Origin of the sequence: Pseudonocardia tropica (assembly GCF_040105315.1) — a bacterium.
Taxonomy (GTDB): Bacteria; Actinomycetota; Actinomycetes; order Mycobacteriales; family Pseudonocardiaceae; genus Pseudonocardia; species Pseudonocardia alni.
The window spans coordinates 35,049-50,302 of sequence record NZ_JBEDNP010000021.1; the positions used below are offsets into that span (position 1 = coordinate 35,049).

A 15,254-nucleotide genomic window follows, 5' to 3' on the forward strand; every position below is an offset into this window, starting at 1 on the left:
CGGAAAGCCGTGGGTCCGGACCTCAGGTGATCAACAATGAGCAGCACGCGCATGTCCATCCGTGGGCGTTTCGTCGGAACTCTCGTCGCCGGTGTCCTGGCGTTCGGCGCTCCGCTCGCCCTGGCAGGGCCCGCGACGGCCGCCCCCGAGACCTCGGCCCCGGTCGCTCCCGCGGCGGCCGTGGCCCCCACGCAGTCCGTCGCGACCTCCACGTGGGAGAAGCTCGCCGAGTGCGAGTCCAGCGGGAACTGGAACACCAACACCGGCAACGGCTTCTCCGGCGGCCTGCAGTTCACGCAGTCCACCTGGAAGGCCTTCGGCGGGTCGGGCAAGGCGCACAACGCCAGCAAGTCCGAGCAGATCCGCGTCGCCGAGAACGTCCTGGACGCCCAGGGCTGGAAGGCGTGGCCGGCCTGCTCCAAGAAGCTGGGCCTGCGGTAGTACGCGACCCGTCGTGATCACGGATCGGGCACCGACCACGTCGTCCTGCGACTCGTCGGGTGCCCGATCCGTGATCACCGGAGAGCCTTGCCCGGCGGCAGCGGGGCCCGGCGCGTCAGGCGGGCCTCGGTGAAGTGGCGGCCACCTCGTACCCGGTGGCGTAGCCGGACCGGCCGAGGGTCTGCACCGGCCGCGGCGAAGAACGCGGCCTCGGTGGCCGGGAACGTCGCGGTGTCGGCCTGCTCGCCGTACGCCTCGCCCGCGTCGTGGCACCCCTGCGGCAAGCGGTGCTCGCGGTCGCAGGTGCGCCGGTACCCCGCCCCGAACCCGGAGCAGACCGCGCGGACCCCCTCCCGGACCTCCGGGTGCGTCACGCCGCGCGCAGCCGGGTGACGACGTCGAGCACCAGGGCCGGGTCGGCGTCGTAGGGGGTGTTGAGCGAGACCCGGTCGACGAGGCCGCGGTAGCGGTCCGCGATCCCGGACGCCACCCCGGCCGGGTCACCCGCGACGGCGAACAGGGCCAGCAGGTCGTCGTCGACCAGGCCGGCCATCTCGTCCCAGGCCTGCCGGCGCGACAGCCCGTTGAGCTCGTCGGCGAGCGCGCCGCGGCCGTGGTGCTCCAGTACCGGCTCGTACGGCGGGGTGGAGGCGTAGAAGGCGATCTGGCGGCGCACCCCGGCCTCGGCGACGGCCCGGGCGTCGGCGTCGGCGCCGAGCACCGCGAACACCGGCAGGCAGACGTCGAAGCCGGTGAGGTCGTCGCGGCCGCGTCCGCGGCGCAGCGCGGGCAGCGTCACCTCCGCCAGGTACGACGGCGAGGTCAGCGAGTGCGCCAGCAGGCCGTCGGTGACCCGGCCCGCGACCTCGGTCATCCGCTCGCCGACCGCGGCCAGCATCACCGGCGGGACCCCGTGCGGGTTCGGCCCCGGCGAGAAGAACTCGGTCATCAGGGTGTGGGAGTAGAACTCGCCGCGGTGGTGCAGCCGGTCCCCGGTGGCCCAGGCGTCGAAGATCGCCCGCAGGGCGGAGACGAAGTCCTCCATCCGGGCCGCGGGGCGGCTCCACGGCATCCCGAACCGGCGCTCGATGTGCGGGCGGACCTGCGAGCCGAGCCCCAGGTCGAACCGGCCGCCGGAGAGCAGCTGCACGTCGTTGGCCTGGTAGGCCAGCGTCATCGGGTTGCGGGCGAAGGCGACCGCGATCGCCGACTGCAGCCGGATCCGGCTGGTCGCCCGCGCGGCCAGTGCCAGCGACACGAACGCGTCGTGCGAGGTCTCGGGGACCGACAGGGCGTCGTAGCCCTCGGCCTCCGCGGCGACGGCCGCCGCCTCGGTCTCGAGCGGGGAGGCGGAGAAGCCGCCGGTGGTGTCGACGCGCAACTCAGGCGCCCCGCTGCCCGGGGACGACGCGGTCGAGCCAGGACAGCAGGTCCGCGACGATCTCCTCGCGGTTGGTCTCGTTGAACACCTCGTGCCGGGCACCCGGCCAGATCTTCAGCGTGACGTCGTGCAGCCCGGCCTCGGCGTAGCGCTCGGCCAGCGGCCGCACCAGGGCCAGCCCGGCGTTGACCGGGTCCTCGTCCCCGACGACGACGTACACCGGCAGCCCGCCCGCGATCCGCTTGAGCGTGGCGACCTCGCCGAGCGGCCGGGCGGCGGCGAACATCGCCTGCGTGCCGGGCAGGTCGAGGCCGAAGCCGCAGCGGGCGTCGGCGACGTAGGCGTCGACCTGCGCGGGGTCGCGGCTGAGCCACTCGAAACCGGTGCGCTGCTCGAACGGCGCGTTGAACGACGACAGGTCCAGCGGCGCGGACAGGTCCAGGCCCTGCTCCATCAGGTCGAGCAACGCGGTGCCGGACAGCACGACCGCGTCCGGCGGCGTGCCGTCGGCGACGAGGAACTGCTGCACGGCGAACGAGCCCATGCTGTGACCGAGCAGCACCAGCGGGGTACCCGGGTGCTCGGCGCGGGCGTGCGCGGACAGCAGCCCGATGTCGCTGACCAGCTGCCCCCAGCCGTCGTCGCCGAGGACGCCGAAGTTCTCGGCCCCGCCCGCGGTGGCGCCGTGACCGCGGTGGTCCTGGGCGTACACGGCGAAGCCCCGGGCGGTCAGCGCGCCGGCGAGGGCGACGTAGCGCAGGGCGTGCTCGCCCATGCCGTGGGTGATCTGGACGATCCCGCGCACCGGGCCGCCCGCGGCCGCGGGGAGCCGGCGGTAGGCGGTGACGGCGGCGCCGTCACGGCCGGAGAAGGTGAACGTGTCGGACATGCGTGCGCACCGCCAGTGGTGAGGGGTCGATCCGGGTCGGATCGTGCGCCACCGGGCCGAGGGGGTCAATTCCCGGGTTCGATCTCCGGTTCGATCTCGGTCAGGTCGGCGACCATCGCGGCGAGGACCCGCAGCGTCGCGTCGACGTCGGCGGGGTCGAGGTGCCCGGCGACCGCGCGCAGCCGCGCGTGCTCCCGCCCGACGACGTCGTCGATCACCGCGCGGCCGGCCGCCGTCGGCACGATCAGGGGGGACCGCCGGTGCCGCGGGTTGTCCGCCCGCTCGACGAGCCCGGCGGCCAGCGCGTCGTCGACCATCCGCTGCACGAACTGGCGGCTGAGCGACTGCGACCGCCCGATCCCGGGCACGGTCATCGGGCCGTGCCGCCGGAGCTGGTCGAGCACCGCGCGCACGCCCGCGGAGACCCGGTTGTCCGGCGCGGACTCCTCGACCTCGCGCAGCACCCGCCGGTAGAGGGGGCCCACGAGCACGTAGACCTCGGCCAGCTTCTCGGCGGTGTCGTCGACGTCGGGCACGCCCCGAGTATGACACCTGGGTTGTCATCTCGCCCGCGTCATGACACCTTGGTTGTCATGACGCTCGCCCTCGCCCAGGTCACCGTCCCGACGTTTCTGCCCGTGGAGGGCGGCCGGATCGCCTACCGCGACACCGGCCCGCACCCGGACGGTCGCCCGCCGCTGGTGCTGCTGCACGGCGGCGCCGTCGACGGACGGATGTGGTCGCGCCAGATCGGGCCGCTGTCCGCCCGGCACCGGGTCGTGGTGCCGGACGCCCGCGGGCACGGCGCGTCGTCCACGCCCGGGCCGCAGGGCTACCGGCCGCACGCCGACCTCGCCGCCCTGCTGGAGCACCTCGACGCCGGGCCGGTCGTGCTCGTCGGGCTGTCGATGGGGGCGCGGGTCGCGTTCGACACCGCGCTGGAACGCCCGGACCTCGTCGACCGGGTCGTGCTGTGCGGCGCCGGCGCGGGCGAGCCGGTGTGGACCGACCCGTGGACGGTCGACACCATGGCGCGCTGGGAGCAGGCGCGCCTGGACCTCGACGCCGAGCGCTGGGTCCGGGTGTTCCTGGAGTTCGTGCCCGGCCCGTTCCGCACGGAGGCCGACGTGGACCCGGCCGTCCTGGCCGAGATCCGGCTGATGGCGGTCGACCTGCTGTCCCACCACCTGCCCGCGGACCCGGCCGCGCCCCCGGGCCCGATCGGTTTCCTCGACGACGCCGTGGAGCGCGCCGGCGCGTTCCCGGTGCCGCTGCTCGGGCTCGTCGGCGCCCTCGACTCCGACGACCACCGGCGGATCGTCGCCGACGCGGTCGCCGCCGTCCCGGACGGCACCCGCGGCGAGATCGGGGGGACCGCGCACTACCCGAACATGGAGCGCCCGCGGGAGTTCGAGCAGGCGGTGCTGGACTTCGTCAGCCGGTAGGGGTGCGCGCCCACACCGCGTGGAGCGGGGCCCCGGGCGCGCCGCAGTCGCGGGCCGCGGGGGTGTCGAACGCGCCGCTGCGCCGGAAGTACTCGGCGACGATCCCGACCCGGGTCGCGTCGTCGGAGGCGAGCCAGCCGCGGACCGCCTTGGTCGGGAAGCAGCGGTTCGAGAACGTGGCGGCGAACACACCGCCGGGCACCAGCACCCGGCCCACCTCGGCGAACACCGCGACCGGGTCGGCCAGGTAGTCGACCGAGACGGTGCAGACGCAGGCGTCGAACGCCGCGTCGGCGAACGGGAGCACCGGGTCGGCGTTGAGGTCGTGCCGGACGGCCTCGTGGGCCATCTCGTCGGCCGCGAGCTCGGCCCGGTTCATGCCCAGCACGGTCAGGTGCTCCGCGCGCCGCGGCAGGTGCGACACCCATGACGACATCAGGTCCAGCACCCGTCCGGAGGTGCCGATCTCGCCGTCGAACGCCGACGCGGCGGCGATCGCGCCCTCGTCGATGTGCTGGACGAAGCGCGGGGGCAGGTAGAACCCGCGGTCGTCGACCGGGTCGGCGCGGTCGACGAAGCCGTCGGGGAAATCGCTCATCGTCGGACCTGGCCGGGTGATCAGCCGCCGAGCGTGCCGCGCAACCAGGCGACCGAGCGCCCGGTGAAGTCGTCGGCGAGCGCGACGCCCTTGCCCCAGCCGTCGAAGCCGTGCGGGGCACCGGGGACGACGTCGAGCTCGACCGGCACCCCGGCCTCCCGCAGCCGCCGCGCGTAGGTGAGGTCCTCGTCGTGGAACAGGTCGACGTCGCCGACGCCGATCCACGTGCGCGGCAGCCCGGACAGGTCGGCGCGACGGGCGGGCACCGCGTACGGGGCGGGCTCGCCGGTCCCGGGCGGGCGCCCCAGGTAGGCGCGCCAGCCGACCTCGTTGTTGCGGTTGTTCCACACCCGGTGCGGGGGCCGGTCGAGCTCGCGACGGGCGGCGGTGCGGTCGTCGAGCATCGGGTAGACCAGCCACTGCGCCACCGGCTGCGGTCCGCCCTCGTCGTGCAGGCGCTGGACCAGCGCGGCGGCCAGGCAGCCCCCGGCGCTCGCCCCGCCGACGGCGATCCGCGCCGGGTCGACCTCCAGCCGGTCGGCGGCGTCGCGCAGCCAGGTCCAGCCGGCGTGGCCGTCGTCGAGCGCGGCCGGGAACGGGTCACCGGGCGCGAGCCGGTAGTCCACCGAGACGACGACGATCCCCAGGTCCGCGGCGAGCTCGCCGCACCGCACGTCGTCGATCATGGGGGAGCCCAGTACGAGGCCGCCTCCGTGGAACCACAGCAGCGCCGCGGGGGTCGTGCGGTGGTCGGGGACGTGCACGCGCAGCAGCGGCGGGCCCGGGTGGGTGGTGGACCGGACCCCGTCGACGGCGGCGGGCCTGCCGCGCCGGGACAGCCGCTGCAGCAGGCGCAGCAGCCGGGGGCGGTGCAGCGGGATCGGGGGTACCCACCGCAGGGGGCGACGCAGCTCGGCGGCGATCCGGTCGGTGCTCACGACCCGATCCTGCCGGTGCGGGCCGACCTCGCACACCTTCTGAGGACCTCGCACCGTCTGCAGGGGCTGCGAGGTGCGGGGAACCGGTGCGAGGTCGTGCGGTCTGTGGCCGACGGGGCGCTGCCGGTCGCGCTGCCGCGGACCGGTACCGGGCGGGGACCGCGGGGCGGCACCGACGGTCGCCCGGAGGCGGTGCGGTGACGCGGCGCTCGGTCAGCGCGACAGCGCCGCGGCGAGGCGGTGGGTCAGCGGGTCCGGGGCCGCCCACGCGGCGACGGTGTGGCCGTCGTCCTCGACCCGGCGCACCCACTGCACCCCGCGCAGCGCGTTGACCAGCAGGAACCCGTCGGCCTCGGCGAGCGCGGCCAGGGGAAGCGGGGCGATCCGCACGGCGCCGGGGCCCAGCAGGTCGAGCAGCGCGCGGCGGCCGGTCCCGGGCAGGATGCGGCCGTCGAGCGGGGGGGCCCACAGCCGCCCGCGGTGCACGGCGGCGACCGCGGAACGCGTCGTCTCCAGCACCAGGCCCGCCGGGTCGCACAGCAGGGGCGAGACGTCCCCGTCCGCCACCCCGGCCTCGTGGGCGTCGAGCCGGCGGCGGTCGACGAACTTGTGGGCCTCGCCGTCGGCGCTGCGCCGGACGACGGCGACCACACCGCCCTGCGCGTCGAGCGGGACCGGTCCGGGCCAGGGGACGGCGCGCACGACGACCCGCGACGGGTCGTCCGGCGTCGCCTCGACCCGGACCCGCTGGTGCCCACCCAGCCCCGCGACGGCCGCGGCGACCTCGGCCTCGACCCGCGCGTCGAGGGGGCGGCCGGTGACCGCGAGGTAGGAGCGGCGCAGCCGGGCGGCGTGCTCGCCGACCCGGCGGGCCCGGCCGTCGACGCAGGCCAGCGTCTCGAACAGGCCCGCGGCCCGGTCGGCGGGCCGGGTGACGGGCGGCCGGACCGGCCGGGGCGGGCCGCCCAGCGCGGCCAGGACCGGGGCGGCCTTGGTCAGGACCTCGCCGAACTCCTCCGCCGGGTCGGAGTCGACGGTGATGCCCCCGCCGACGCCGAGCCGGCCGGTGCGGCTGCCGTCGGGCCCTGCGGCGCCGAGGTCGAGGGTGCGGATCGCGACGTTCAGCTCCAGCCCGGCCAGCGGGCTCACCCCGCCGACGGCGCCGGTGAACAGCCCGCGGTCGCCGTCCTCGCAGTCGGCGATCACCTCGCAGGCCCGGATCTTCGGCGCGCCGGTGACCGAGCCCGGCGGGAACGTGGCGGCGAGCAGGTCGGCGTCGGTGACGTCGTCGCGCAGCGTCGCGTGCACCCGCGACACCAGGTGCCACACCCCCGGATGCGGTTCGACGACGAGCAGCCGTCCCGGCCGCACCCCGCCGGGCCGCGCGACCCGGGCCAGGTCGTTGCGCATCAGGTCGACGATCATCACGTTCTCGGCCGCGTCCTTCACCGAGGCGCCGAGCCGCGCGCGTTCGGCGTCGTCGGCGTCGCCGCCGGTGCGCGGCCGGGTGCCCTTGATCGGCGCGGTGGTGACCCGGTCGCCGTCGCGCTGCAGGAACAGCTCCGGGCTCGCGCCCACCGCCGCCCGCTCCGGCGTCACGACGAGCGCGGCGCGGGCCGGTGCGACCGGCTCGACGAGCCGGGCCCACGCCTCGTGCGGGTCGCCGTCGAGCCGCACCTCCAGCCGGGTCGCGATGTTGGCCTGGAAGATCTCGCCGCGGCGGATCTCGGTGACGCACCGCTCGACCGCGGCCAGGTGCGCGTCGCGGTCGGGCCACCGGGTGACCGCGATCCGGGCCGTCCGGTCCGGCGCCGGGCGGGCGAGGTCGGCGCACAGCTGCGTGTACCGGCGCTCGGCCGAGCCGGCGTCGGGGTGCACCGCACCGGGGTGGTCCGGCAGGCCCGGCAGCGTCCCGCCGGCGACCAGCGCCTCGAACCACCAGCGCTCGCCGTCGTGCCGCAGCACGTCGCGGTACCAGGACAGCGCCGCCGTCGGCCGCACACCGGGCGGGGCGTGGTCCAGGAGCCCGAACCAGCCGCCCCCGACGGCCCCGCCGGCCCCCGTGCCCGTCCCGGCGACCGGGCCCGCCTCCGGGCGGGCGGACCGTGGCGGCGCGTCCAGCACGGCGAACGGGTCGGCCCCGTCCGGCGCGGTGAGCACCGGGTCGGTGGCGACGAGCGCCCCCCACGACCAGCTCCCGCCGAAGGCGACCAGCCGCGGCCGGTGGGCGAGCCGCCGCACCGCCGCCGCCACCCCGGACGGTGCGACGCCGTCCGGGACCGGGACACGGTGCAGCCCGGTCCGGGCCGGGGCGGTCGAGGTCACCGGGAGAGCATGCTGATCCGGCTCCGCGCGGGGAAGGTGCCGTGACCCGGCGCACGCCTCACCCCCAGCTCTCCGGACGCCGGGCGACGGCGTGGATCCGCTCCACCTCCCGCGGGCCGAGCACCGGGGTCAGCCCGCGCAGGGCGTACACCAGCGCGCCCTCGGTGGCGACCACGACGTCGTCGGGCCATCGGCGCACCCGGACCGGGGCCCCGACCAGCGCGATCACCGGGCGGACCGGCGTCGACGCGGCGGACCCGAGGCGGGGGAGCAGCAGCTCGCGGACCCGCTGGGCCTCGGCCCGGGCCCGCGGTACGGCGTCCGTGGCCGTCCCCGCGACGACCAGCCGCTCGCCGTCGAGGAGCAGGGAGCGGCCACGGTGGTGGCGGGTGTCGATGACGCAGATCCCGGGTGGCCCGATCAGGACGTGGTCGAGGTCGGCGGCGCCGCCGTCGAGCGGGACCGAGTGCAGGACCTGCCACGCCGCGGGCCTGCCGAGCAGCCGGTCCCGGCGGGTCCGCCCGGTCAGCGCGGTCAGCAGGTGCGCGGTGCGCTGCTCCCCGTCGGCGCCGAGGCGCCAGTTGCGGTCGGGGAACCCCGCCCTCCGCTGTTGCGCGGCGACGTGCCCCACCCGCCGGCCGGGGTAGTGGCGCGCCAGGTCCAGCGCGCGGGAACGGTCGGTCGTGGGGGTCGTCGCGGGTGTCGTCGTCATGGCGCGGAGTGTGCACCCGACCACCGACAGGAAACGGCGCTCACCGGTAACCTCGCGAGGGGGTGGTGCAGCCATGAACGGTGTGGACCCGCGGTTCGAGTCACCGGTCGACCGGACCATCCGGGAGGCCGTCGAGCGGGGCGACTTCGACGACCTGCCCGGCAAGGGAAAGCCGCTGCCGGGCGCGGGACGGATCGGCCCGGTCGACGAGAACTGGTGGATCCGCGGCTACCTGGAGCGGGAGGGCGTCCCGGGCGACGCGATGCTGCCGCCGTCGCTCCAGCTGCGCAGGGAGCTGGACCGGATCGACGAGACCGTCACCCGCTTCGTCGACGAGCGCCGCGTGCGCGAGCACGTCGAGGAGGTCAACTCCCGGGTCGTCGACCACATGCGCCACCCGATGGGCCCGCGCGTCCCGATCCGCAGGCTCGACGCCGACGAGGTCGTCGCGCGCTGGTACGCGGCCCGGGAGCGGCGACGGGCCGCCGCCCGGTCGCCCGCGCCGCCGCCCGCGACCGCGGAGCCCCGGCCGGGGTCCCGCCGTGGCTGGTGGGCACGCCTGCTGCGTCGCTGACGTCCGACCCGACGGACCGTCAGGCGGTCGTGCGCCGTCGACCCAGCCGTCCGCCGGGCTTCTCCACCGACAGCACCGTCGCGCCCAGGAGCATCACCTGGTGCAGCACCGACGCCGCGACCAGCAGTGACAGGACCGACCGGTCCCCGGCCGCGGCGGCGTCGACCCAGCCGGTGGTGAGCGCGACCGACGAGACGATCACCGCCAGCGCCAGCACGGTCTTCGCGACGACCCAGCGGTACCGGAACAGCCCCCACGCCGTTCCGAGACCGAGGGCCGCCCCGCTGAGGACGGTGCCGACGGCGAGGAACGGGATCGTCCCGTTCCCGACGGTGTCCATCACCGCGACGGCGAACCCGGCGTCGGTGCCCTGCAGCAGCACCGCCAGGGGCAGCACCAGCATCACCAGCGACGCGCCGGTCCAGGCCACCGCGAGCAGCACGTGCACCGTCCGCAGCGCGGCCCGCGGGCGCCGGGCGAGCCGCCGCGGTGCGGTCCGTCCCGCCCGCTCGGCGACGGCGGTCATCGCAGTTCCTCGGGCAGATCCTCGTCCGGCGACGCCTCGCGCTCGGCCCGCCGGGAGTGCACGAACAGGATCAGGCCCAGCCAGAACGCCGGCCCGATCGGGACGAACAGCGGCGCCGGGCCGAGCACCGCGCCCAGGACCAGGAGGAGCAGCACGGCGACGGTCACCCCGGCGTGGATCCGCAGGTTGCGCTGCGCGCGGGGGGTGAGCGGACCGCGCCGGGGGCGCCGGGGCCGCGGCGGGCGGGGCAGCCCGGCGAGCAGCGGGACGAGCTCGTCACGGGTGCGGGCGGCGTAGGCGGCGGCCTGCCGCTCGTCGGACTCGGCGAGGGTCAGGCGCCCCTCGGCGGCGGCCGTCCGCAGCCGGGCGGTGACGTGCTCGCGCTCGGCGTCCGAGGCGAGCACGGCGTCGGACCGGGGCGGGAGGCCACCGGCCGGCACGGCCGGCAGGTCCGCGGTCGGGGCGGGCGCCGGGAGCGGCACGGCGGGTGGCTCGGTGGTGGGTGCGGGACGGGTGTCCGGAGTCGCGGTCATGACGACCAGCGTCGCGGTGCCGGGGGGTCGCGCGCGTCCGCCCGCGGTCGCCGATCCCGCTGCCACCGCCGGGGGAGGAGCGGCCGCCCGGGTACGCCCGTGGGTGTACGGCGTCGATCACCGTCCGGACGACGACCGCTGTCGGTGCCCCGGTCTACGGTGTCCCGCGTGCCCGCCGACCGACGTCCGAGGTGGGGCGGGATCGCACGGATCCTCGTCCCCGCGCTGGTCGTCGGCCTGTTCACCGTGGGTGGGGCGACGTTCTACGCCGTCCGCAGCGCGCAGTACCCGGACCCGGACACGACGGCGCTCCCGCTCGACGGGCTCGCCGCCGCACTGCTCGCGGTGGGGCCGGTCGCGCTGCTGTTCCGGCACCTGAACCGGGTCGTGGCGCTCGCGGTGTGCGCGGCCGCGGTCGTCGTCTACCTGGGCCTGGGGTACCCGCTGGTGGGGCCGCTGGGTTTCGCGTTCGCCGTGGCGCTGGTGTCCGCGGTCGCCGCGGGGCGCCACCACCGGGCGCTCGCGGTGGTCGTCGTCGCGCTGGCCGTGCTCGCGGGGTGGCTGCTGGTGACGGGACGGCCGATCCCGTGGCCGGCGACCGCACCGGTGCTGGCCTGGCTGGCGGCGCTCGTCGCGGGCGGCGCCCTGTGGCGGGTCCGGCGCGAGCGCACGGCCCAGGCCCGGCGGGCCGCCGAGGCCGAGCGTCGGCGCAGCGCCGACGCCGAGCGACTGCGCATCGCCCAGGAGCTGCACGACGTGCTGGGCCACCACGTCTCCCTGATCAACGTGCAGGCCGGGGTCGCGCTCTACCTGATGGACGACGACCCGGAGCAGGCCCGCACCGCGCTCACCGAGATCAAGCGGGCCAGCCGTGACCTGCTGCGCGAGATGCGCTCCACCCTCGGCGTGCTGCGCGGGGTCGACGAGCAGGCCCCCCGTGCGCCCACCCCCGGCCTGGACCGGCTCGACGCGCTGCTCGACGAGGTGCGCGCCGCGGGGCTGCCGGTGCGCCGCGGCACCGAGGGGACCCCGCGGCCGCTGCCGACCGGGGTCGACCTGGCCGCGTACCGGATCGTGCAGGAGTCGCTGACCAACACGCGTCGGCACGCGGGGGCGGGCACCGCGGTGGTCACCCTGCGGTTCGGCGACGACGCGCTGGATCTGACCGTCGACGACGACGGTGCCGGCCCGGCGCCCGGCGCGGTGGACGGCACGGGGCTGACCGGCATGCGCGAGCGTGCGCGCTCGGTCGGCGGGGCCCTGGCGGCGGGGCCGGGCCCGGAGCGGGGGTTCCGGGTGCGCGCCCACCTGCCCGCGCCACCGGCCGACCCCACCGTTCCGGCCGACGCCGCCGCTGCCTCGGGCGCCGCTGCCCCGAACCCCGCCGAACCGGACCCCGCTCCGGCCGACGCGGCCGGACGGGCCGGGGCCACCGGGGCGACCGACCGCACCGGGCAGGCCCACATCCCCGACCGCCCCACGACCCCGGGAGCCGACAGGTGATCCGCGTCCTGCTCGCCGACGACCAGGCGCTCGTCCGCTCCGGGTTCCGCGCCCTGCTCGGCTCCCAGCCCGACCTGGACGTGGTCGCCGAGGCCGCCGACGGCGCACAGGCCGTCGTCGCGGCCCGCGAGCACCACCCGGACGTCGTCCTCATGGACATCCGCATGCCCGGTACCGACGGCATCACCGCGACCCGGGAGATCACCGACGACCCGGACCTCGCCGGCACCCGGGTGGTCGTCCTGACCACCTTCACCGACGACTCCTACGTCTTCGACGCGATCCGCGGCGGCGCCAGCGGCTTCCTGGTCAAGGACTCCGAGCCGGCCGACCTCATCCACGCCATCCGGGTCGTCCACAGCGGGGAGGCCCTGCTCGCCCCGGCGGTCACCCGCACCCTGATCGCCGAGTTCGCGGCGCGCTCCCGGGGCGGCCCGGACGGCGCGGTCCGGCTCGGCGAGCTCACCGACCGCGAGCGGGAGGTCCTCGCCGAGGTCGCGGCCGGGCTGTCCAACGACGAGATCGCCGCCCGCCTGCACATGAGTCCGACGACGGCGAAGACCCACGTCAGCCGCACGATGACCAAGCTCGGCGCCCGGGACCGCGCGCAGCTGGTCGTGCTGGCCTACGAGTCGGGCCTGGTCCGCCCCGGCTGGCGCGGCTGAGAGGATCGCGGGCGTGACCACCGTCTTCGTGTTCAACGGCCCGAACCTCAACCTGCTCGGGACCCGCAAGCCGGAGGTGTACGGGACCACCGTGCTCACCGACGTCGAGGCGCTGTGCCGGGAGTCGGCCGCCGCGCACCACCTCGAGCTGGACTTCCGCCAGACCAACCACGAGGGCGTCCTCGTCGACTGGATCCACGAGGCCGGTGCCGCGGTGAAGCGCGGCGACGCGGTCGGCCTGGTCCTCAACGCCGCCGCCTACACCCACACCTCGGTCGCACTGCACGACGCGATCGAGGGCGCCGAGCTCCCCACGGTCGAGGTGCACATCTCCAACGTGCACGGCCGCGAGACCTTCCGGCACCACTCGTTCGTCTCGCCGGTGGCGGCCGGGATCGTCGTCGGGTTCGGCGTCGACGGCTACGCGCTCGCCATCGACGGGCTCGTCCGCAAGGCGCGCCCGCTGCGCGCCGTCTGACCCGGCCCGTCGCCGCCGCACCCCGCGACGGCGGCGACGTGGCCGGTCGGGGATCACCCCCCGGCGACGGCCGACGGGTCCATCCACACGAACTCGAGGTGGTGGCCGTCCGGGTCGTCGATGCCGCGGCCGTACATGAACCCGTGGTCCTCGGTCTTGCCGGACAGGGTGCCGCCCGCGCCCAGGCCGGCGTCGATCAGCCGGTCGACGTCGTCGCGGCTCTCCACGCCGAAGGCGTTGATGACCTCCCGGGCGGTCCGCGGGTCGGCGACGCCGGGCTGCTCGGTGAACTCCCGGAACCGGTCCTGCGCCATCACCATGACGACGATGGCGTCGCTGACCACGAACGACGCGGTGCGCTCGTCGGAGAACTGCTCGTTCAGCCCGAAACCGAGCGCGGAGTAGAAGGCCTTCGCCGCGCCGAGGTCGGCGACCGGCAGGTTCACGAAGATCATGTTGGGCATCGCGGGCTCCTGTGTGGACGTGGCGCCGGAGGTTCCGGTGCCGTTCGAAGGGGTGGACCGGGCGCGGTGACCGGACTCATCGGTCGGCCGCCGGGAACTTCCCGCCGGGGCCGGGCAGGATCGGGGCCATGAGCGTGAAGTGGGGAATCATCGGTCCGGGCCGCATCGCCGACGCCGTCGCGCCGGACTTCGCGCACGTGCCCGGCGCCGAGCTCGTCGCCGTCGCGTCGCGTTCCGCGGAACGCGGCGCGGAGTTCGCCCGCCGGCACGGGATCGAGCGGGTGCACACCGGCTACCGGTCGATCCTCGACGACCCCGACGTCGACGTGCTCTACGTCGCGACCCCGCACCCGCAGCACCGCGCGATCGCCCTGGCCGCGATCGAGGCCGGGAAGGCGCTGATGGTGGAGAAGGCGTTCACCGTCAGCTCCGTCGCGACCCGCGAGATCGCCGCGGCCGCCCGCCGCCGGGGCGTGTTCGTGATGGAGGCGATGTGGACGCGGTTCTTCCCGGCCGTCGTCCGGCTGCGCGAGCTCGTCGCCGAGGGCGCGATCGGAGAGGTCCGCTCCGTGCAGGCCGACCTCGGCGTGCGCAACCGCACCGCGCACGACGACCGCTTCTTCTCCCCGGAGCTCGGCGGCGGCGCCCTGTTCGACCTGGGGGTCTACGTGGTCTCCTTCGCCCAGATGCTGCTCGGCAGCCCGGGCACGGTCGCCGCGAGCGGGGCGCTCACGCCGTCCGGTGTGGACCTGGAGGAGTCGATCCTGCTCGGCTGGCCCGACGGCCGCAGCGCCGCGCTGCAGATCAGCCTGCAGTGCGCGATGCCCGGCTCGGCCCGGGTGATCGGCACCGAGGGCTGGATCGAGGTGCCGCCGCGCTTCCACCACCCGGACCGGATCGTGGTGCACCGGCACGGCGCCGACCCCGAGGAGATCGTGCTGCCGGCCACCGGGCGCGGCTACGCGCACGAGATCGAGGAGGTGACCCGCCGGGTCGCGGCCGGGGAGACCGAGAGCCCGGCCATGCCGCTCGCGGACACCGTCGCCGTCCAGGACGTCATGGCCGCCGTCGCCGACCGGGTCGGGATGGTCCCGGAGGAAGGGCCGGCAGATCTTTCGTGATCTGCCGAGCTACATGCAGGGGATCGCGTCGAGTCCTCTTCGGATGGCGCCGATGTCATCGGAAACAGGAATTCGGTGTCAGGTCGGCGCCGGGACGATGACGGCTCCGACCCGTCTTCTCGGACTTCGTCGAGCCGGACGAACGGTTCTTGCACTCGGTGAGCGAACGAATCGCTCGTCGGATCGGGGTCGGTCCGTCCCGGGCCGGCTTCCTGCAGGCCACCTCGAGCCATGGCGGTGACCGGGACGGGGCTCGTCGGACGGTCTGCGTGCCGTGCGCAAGGCGGTCCCGTGACCCAGGAGATCACCGGGTGGCGTGCCGCAGGGGTGGAGCGGGCTCCTGCCGGGCGGCTGTGAGCCATCTGTCGGGTGTCCGATCTTTACCTCATGAAACTCCAGGGGTAGACCGGGCGGGTGTCCGACACCACGACCGACCCTCAGCGCCGGGAGAGAACCTTTCTCGGCCACCCCGTTCAGCTCGCGACGTTGTTCGGCGTCGAGATGTTCGAGCGGTTCTCCTTCTACGGCATGCAGTGAACGCTTTCCAACTTGATCTCAGCTGGTCTGGATCAAGACCATCACGGCTTGGACCAGCGGGGTCGCTCGCTGCGGGCAGCCGCGGATCTTGCGGAGGACCTTCCAGCTCTTGAGTTGGGCATTG

At 75.8% G+C, this 15,254-nt stretch carries 19 protein-coding genes; 8 read left to right on the top strand and 11 right to left on the bottom strand.

The annotated features are described in order from the left end of the window. The first annotated feature begins 36 nt into the window (after positions 1–36). On the top strand, positions 37–441 hold the full coding sequence (locus WHI96_RS24530; RefSeq protein ID WP_345643277.1) for a transglycosylase family protein: 405 nt from the start codon (positions 37–39) through the stop codon (positions 439–441). A gap of 74 nt (positions 442–515) precedes the next feature. Here the strand turns inward: WHI96_RS24530 and WHI96_RS24535 are convergent, their stop codons facing one another. The 4 genes from WHI96_RS24535 to WHI96_RS24550 form a co-directional block, all read right to left on the bottom strand. Next, positions 516–815: a hypothetical protein gene (locus WHI96_RS24535; RefSeq protein WP_345643274.1), complete on the bottom strand. Its 300-nt coding sequence runs from the start codon at positions 813–815 to the stop codon at positions 516–518. Then, positions 812–1,822 carry a TIGR03617 family F420-dependent LLM class oxidoreductase gene (locus tag WHI96_RS24540; protein ID WP_345643271.1) on the bottom strand — a complete coding sequence of 337 codons (1,011 nt, stop codon included), beginning with the start codon at positions 1,820–1,822 and terminating at the stop codon, positions 812–814. The genes WHI96_RS24535 and WHI96_RS24540 overlap by 4 nt, the downstream gene beginning before the upstream one ends. A gap of 1 nt (position 1,823) precedes the next feature. After that, on the bottom strand, positions 1,824–2,711 hold the full coding sequence (locus WHI96_RS24545; RefSeq protein WP_345643268.1) for an alpha/beta fold hydrolase: 888 nt from the start codon (positions 2,709–2,711) through the stop codon (positions 1,824–1,826). Between the two features lie 65 nt (positions 2,712–2,776). Then, on the bottom strand, positions 2,777–3,247 hold the full coding sequence (locus WHI96_RS24550) for a MarR family winged helix-turn-helix transcriptional regulator (RefSeq protein ID WP_345643264.1): 471 nt from the start codon (positions 3,245–3,247) through the stop codon (positions 2,777–2,779). Between the two features lie 57 nt (positions 3,248–3,304). Here WHI96_RS24550 and WHI96_RS24555 point away from each other — a divergent pair, with 57 nt between their 5' ends. Next, positions 3,305–4,156, top strand: coding sequence for an alpha/beta fold hydrolase (locus tag WHI96_RS24555; protein ID WP_345643261.1), 852 nt, complete (start codon positions 3,305–3,307; stop codon positions 4,154–4,156). On the opposite strand, the gene WHI96_RS24560 is transcribed toward WHI96_RS24555, so the two are convergent. From WHI96_RS24560 to WHI96_RS24575, 4 genes are all read right to left on the bottom strand, one after another. Beyond that, a complete protein-coding gene (locus tag WHI96_RS24560) occupies positions 4,146–4,754 on the bottom strand; it encodes a class I SAM-dependent methyltransferase (protein WP_345643258.1) in 609 nt (202 codons plus the stop codon). The two genes, WHI96_RS24555 and WHI96_RS24560, sit on opposite strands and share 11 nt — an antisense overlap. A 20-nt stretch (positions 4,755–4,774) precedes the next feature. After that, positions 4,775–5,692, bottom strand: coding sequence for an alpha/beta hydrolase (locus WHI96_RS24565; RefSeq protein WP_345643255.1), 918 nt, complete (start codon positions 5,690–5,692; stop codon positions 4,775–4,777). 213 nt (positions 5,693–5,905) lie between these two features. Next, positions 5,906–8,017, bottom strand: coding sequence for a chorismate-binding protein (locus WHI96_RS24570; RefSeq protein ID WP_345643252.1), 2,112 nt, complete (start codon positions 8,015–8,017; stop codon positions 5,906–5,908). Positions 8,018–8,075: 58 nt separating this feature from the next. Further along, on the bottom strand, positions 8,076–8,729 hold the full coding sequence (locus WHI96_RS24575; RefSeq protein ID WP_345643250.1) for a nuclease-related domain-containing protein: 654 nt from the start codon (positions 8,727–8,729) through the stop codon (positions 8,076–8,078). A 73-nt stretch (positions 8,730–8,802) separates the two neighbouring features. Between WHI96_RS24575 and WHI96_RS24580 the strand changes: the two genes are divergently transcribed. Next, positions 8,803–9,303 (top strand): DnaJ family domain-containing protein, encoded by a 501-nt coding sequence (locus WHI96_RS24580; protein ID WP_345643247.1) that lies wholly within the window; start codon positions 8,803–8,805, stop codon positions 9,301–9,303. Positions 9,304–9,322: 19 nt separating this feature from the next. Here the strand turns inward: WHI96_RS24580 and WHI96_RS24585 are convergent, their stop codons facing one another. Then, the gene (locus WHI96_RS24585; protein WP_345643244.1) at positions 9,323–9,829 is read right to left on the bottom strand and encodes a hypothetical protein; all 507 of its coding nucleotides are present in this window, start codon (positions 9,827–9,829) and stop codon (positions 9,323–9,325) included. Beyond that, complete coding sequence (locus tag WHI96_RS24590; protein ID WP_345643241.1) at positions 9,826–10,362, bottom strand: DUF1707 SHOCT-like domain-containing protein; 537 nt, start codon at positions 10,360–10,362, stop codon at positions 9,826–9,828. The genes WHI96_RS24585 and WHI96_RS24590 overlap by 4 nt, the downstream gene beginning before the upstream one ends. A 168-nt stretch (positions 10,363–10,530) precedes the next feature. On the opposite strand from WHI96_RS24590, the gene WHI96_RS24595 reads away from it, so the two are divergent. Genes WHI96_RS24595 through aroQ form a run of 3 tightly spaced genes read left to right on the top strand, consistent with a single transcriptional unit; the run spans position 10,531 to position 13,008 of the window. Then, entirely contained in the window at positions 10,531–11,865 is a 1,335-nt protein-coding gene (locus tag WHI96_RS24595; protein ID WP_345643238.1) for a sensor histidine kinase, read from the top strand. Continuing rightward, complete coding sequence (locus WHI96_RS24600) at positions 11,862–12,530, top strand: response regulator transcription factor (protein ID WP_345643236.1); 669 nt, start codon at positions 11,862–11,864, stop codon at positions 12,528–12,530. The genes WHI96_RS24595 and WHI96_RS24600 overlap by 4 nt, the downstream gene beginning before the upstream one ends. A gap of 4 nt (positions 12,531–12,534) precedes the next feature. Then, complete coding sequence (gene aroQ, locus WHI96_RS24605; protein ID WP_226356599.1) at positions 12,535–13,008, top strand: type II 3-dehydroquinate dehydratase; 474 nt, start codon at positions 12,535–12,537, stop codon at positions 13,006–13,008. Positions 13,009–13,061: 53 nt separating this feature from the next. Here the strand turns inward: aroQ and WHI96_RS24610 are convergent, their stop codons facing one another. Further along, positions 13,062–13,472 carry a VOC family protein gene (locus WHI96_RS24610; protein ID WP_345643233.1) on the bottom strand — a complete coding sequence of 137 codons (411 nt, stop codon included), beginning with the start codon at positions 13,470–13,472 and terminating at the stop codon, positions 13,062–13,064. 128 nt (positions 13,473–13,600) lie between these two features. Between WHI96_RS24610 and WHI96_RS24615 the strand changes: the two genes are divergently transcribed. After that, entirely contained in the window at positions 13,601–14,593 is a 993-nt protein-coding gene (locus WHI96_RS24615) for a Gfo/Idh/MocA family protein (protein WP_345643230.1), read from the top strand. 414 nt (positions 14,594–15,007) lie between these two features. Next, on the top strand, positions 15,008–15,130 hold the full coding sequence (locus WHI96_RS24620) for a hypothetical protein (protein WP_345643333.1): 123 nt from the start codon (positions 15,008–15,010) through the stop codon (positions 15,128–15,130). Positions 15,131–15,254: the final 124 nt, after the last annotated feature.